Below are 3,323 nucleotides of genomic sequence, written 5' to 3'. Positions count from 1 at the left end.
CATAATGCATTGCGGTATTAATGCTTTCTGATATTCTTTTCTGAACATCATCAGTATTATCAACCACAATTCGGTCGATAACGGTTTCAATATCGTGGGTTTTGTATCGATCCAATTTCATTCCTGAGGTAATGTCTTTAACATCTCCATTAATACGAACTTTCAAGAAACCTTGTTTGGCAATTTGTTGAAATAATTCGGCATAATGTCCTTTTCGCGCACGAATAATAGGAGCGAGGATATTGATTCTTTTTCCAGAAAAATCTTTGATAATCAAATCTTTAATTTGTTCGTCGGAATAAGAAACCATTTTTTCTCCCGTGTTGTAACTGTATGCATCGGCAGCGCGGGCAAAAAGTAAACGGAGGAAGTCATATATTTCGGTAATTGTACCAACGGTTGATCTAGGAGATTTAGAAGTTGTTTTTTGTTCGATAGCAATAACTGGTGACAAACCATCAATTTTATCTACATCAGGACGTTCTAAACCACCAAGAAATTGTCTGGCATAAGCCGAAAAAGTTTCTATATAACGACGTTGACCTTCGGCATAAATAGTATCGAAAGCCAAAGATGATTTTCCTGAGCCCGAAAGTCCAGTAATAACAACTAGTTTTTCACGCGGAATGGAAATATCTATATTTTTGAGATTATGAACGCGAGCGCCAATAACTTCGATGGTATTATCGTTTTCTAACATAATTGGAGTAAAAAACAAAGATACGATTTTGATGCTTCTTTTAAAAATTGATTTGAAAATGAATTTTTATAATTTTTTCATCTGTTGTAAACAAAAGGCTCTCAATTCTTCAAAAAACAAAGTAAACTCTTTCTCAAATTCAGAATAAAATTCTTGTAATTCAACAACAGCTTCTTGCATATTGGCCCTATGTTTTGTGCGATAATCCATTTGAAACAAAATCATTTCGATTCCTGCAATGGTTGCATAACTTGTCAGCCAATTTCTTTCGGTCATATATGGCATTAGATTTTGTGTTTTTTCTGTAAGAATATCGTAATTATCTTCGAGCGATTTATAGAAATTCGCTGTATAATCTTCTAATTTTTCACTAGAATAATGACTCCAATTTTTAGCTAAAAAATGGTCGTATAAAATATCCATAATCACACCAGCATAATGCCCATATTTTTCGTGTAAACGATGTTTGCTTTTTCGGTAAATTGGATGTGCGTCTGTAAAAGTATCTATATGACGATGTAAAATAATTCCGTTTTTCACATCTTCTGGAAATTTCAAATAATCATTTCCACGAATACCATCGGCCATAAAATTACCAATTTTTAGTAAATCGTTATTTCCAGAAAGGAATATGTGAGCGAGATAGTTCATTTTAAGAGGCGCTAAGGTTCTACAGCTTCTAAATTGCAAAGGTTTTTGTAAATATATGAAAAAAACTTAGTGCCTTAGTACCTTTGTATCTTTGAACCTTTTTATATTTGTGTGAATTTAAAATTTATCATTCAAAATTTAAAATAAAAAAATGACTTTAATAAAATCAATATCAGGAATTCGTGGAACTATTGGAGGAAAAGTTGGAGATAATTTGACACCAGTTGATGCTGTGAAATTTGCTTCGGCTTATGGAACTTTTCTAAAACAAAATAGTAATAAAGACAAGCTAAAAGTCGTTATAGGTCGTGATGCTAGAATTTCAGGACCAATGATTCATAATTTAGTTATGAATACATTGTTAGGCTTGGGAATTGATGTTATAGATTTAGGTTTGTCTACAACGCCAACTGTCGAAATTGCAGTTCCTTTAGAAAATGCCGATGGTGGAATAATTCTTACTGCATCTCACAATCCAAAACAATGGAATGCTTTAAAATTATTAAATGCCAAAGGTGAATTTTTAAGTGGTGATGATGGTGCAAAAATTCTAGAAATTGCAGATGCTGAAGCTTTCGATTTCTCGGATGTAGATACTCTAGGAGAAATTACCGTTAACGATTCATATATGGATATTCATATTGATGAAGTATTAAATTTACCTTTAGTTGATGCCGAAGCTGTTGCTAAAAGAAAATATAAAGTTGTCGTTGATGCCGTAAATTCTTCAGGAGGAATTATTATTCCTAATTTGTTAGAGCAAATGGGTGTAGAAGTGGTAAAATTATATTGCACACCAAACGGACATTTTCCACACAATCCAGAACCGCTAAAAGAACATTTAGGAGATATTTGCAAAGTGGTTCTCGAAGAAAAAGCCGATTTTGGGATTGTTGTAGATCCTGATGTAGACCGTCTGGCTTTTATATCTAATGATGGCGAAATGTTTGGAGAAGAATATACCCTTGTAGCTTGTGCCGATTATGTTTTGAGTAAAACGCCAGGAAATACGGTTTCTAATATGTCATCATCTCGTGCTTTACGTGATATTACGAACAAACACAACGGAAGCTACCAAGCTAGTGCAGTTGGTGAAGTTAATGTTGTGGAGTTAATGAAAAAAACGAATGCTATTATTGGTGGTGAAGGTAACGGTGGAATCATTTATCCAGAATTGCATTATGGTCGTGATAGTTTGGTAGGTGTAGCTTTGTTCTTAACTTATTTAGCCAATCAAGAAAAAACAGTTGCTGAATTGCGTGCTAGTTATCCACAGTATTACATGAGCAAGAACAAAATTGAATTGACACCACAAATAGATGTCGATGCGATTCTAACTGCGATGACCGAAAAATATAAAAATGAAAATATTACCACTATAGATGGTGTAAAAATAGATTTTGCAGAAAATTGGGTGCATTTACGAAAATCGAATACAGAACCTATTATCCGTATTTATACCGAAGCGGCAACACAACAAGAAGCGGATAAATTAGCTTTACGAATTATCGGTGAGATAAAAGTTATAGCTGGGATTTAAAACAAAAAAAGCTGCAATTTATTGCAGCTTTTTAGTTAATGTTTATGCTTGTGCTCTTTTTTATGACCATGACCGTGATCATCATGTATTTCATAAACTTTTACCTTTTTATGTTTAATCTTTTTAGGTTTTTTATACTTAACAACGTGTACATGATTTTCTCTGTATGGTTTATCTCCTTCAAAATCTAACTCGATTTGAACGCTTTTCCCTAAATTGATATCAACAAAAATTCTGGGTAATCTAGGTTTAGTAATCCAAACTCCTCCTTCAATATAAAAATACTCTCTTTTATTTAAATCATAATACACATTATGATCTGGAAAATATATATGTCTAGTTTTTGCTCTATAACCATGAGCTGGTGCCCATGGTGGTGGACCTTGAGCAAAGGTGTTTTCTGGTATGATTATAAATAAAAATGCAGAAATA

General features: G+C 33.1%; 3 protein-coding genes and 1 pseudogene. 1 reads left to right on the top strand and 3 read right to left on the bottom strand.

Features of this window, described 5'->3' with window-relative positions; translation table 11 throughout:
* A pseudogene (locus ACHZC3_RS08795) lies at positions 1-700 on the bottom strand (excinuclease ABC subunit UvrA); the annotation flags it as partial.
* 66 nt (positions 701-766) lie between these two features.
* Positions 767-1,351 carry an ACP phosphodiesterase gene (locus ACHZC3_RS08790; protein WP_394759499.1) on the bottom strand — a complete coding sequence of 195 codons (585 nt, stop codon included), beginning with the start codon at positions 1,349-1,351 and terminating at the stop codon, positions 767-769.
* 151 nt (positions 1,352-1,502) lie between these two features.
* Here ACHZC3_RS08790 and glmM point away from each other — a divergent pair, with 151 nt between their 5' ends.
* Positions 1,503-2,891 carry a phosphoglucosamine mutase gene (gene glmM, locus ACHZC3_RS08785; RefSeq protein ID WP_394759498.1) on the top strand — a complete coding sequence of 463 codons (1,389 nt, stop codon included), beginning with the start codon at positions 1,503-1,505 and terminating at the stop codon, positions 2,889-2,891.
* Between the two features lie 35 nt (positions 2,892-2,926).
* On the opposite strand, the gene ACHZC3_RS08780 is transcribed toward glmM, so the two are convergent.
* The coding region (locus tag ACHZC3_RS08780; RefSeq protein WP_394759497.1) for a hypothetical protein at positions 2,927-3,323 on the bottom strand (397 nt) is incomplete at its 5' end.

This window comes from Flavobacterium sp., assembly GCF_043720215.1.
Classification (GTDB): Bacteria; Bacteroidota; Bacteroidia; order Flavobacteriales; family Flavobacteriaceae; genus Flavobacterium.
This window is presented reverse-complemented; position numbering and strand designations above follow the sequence as displayed.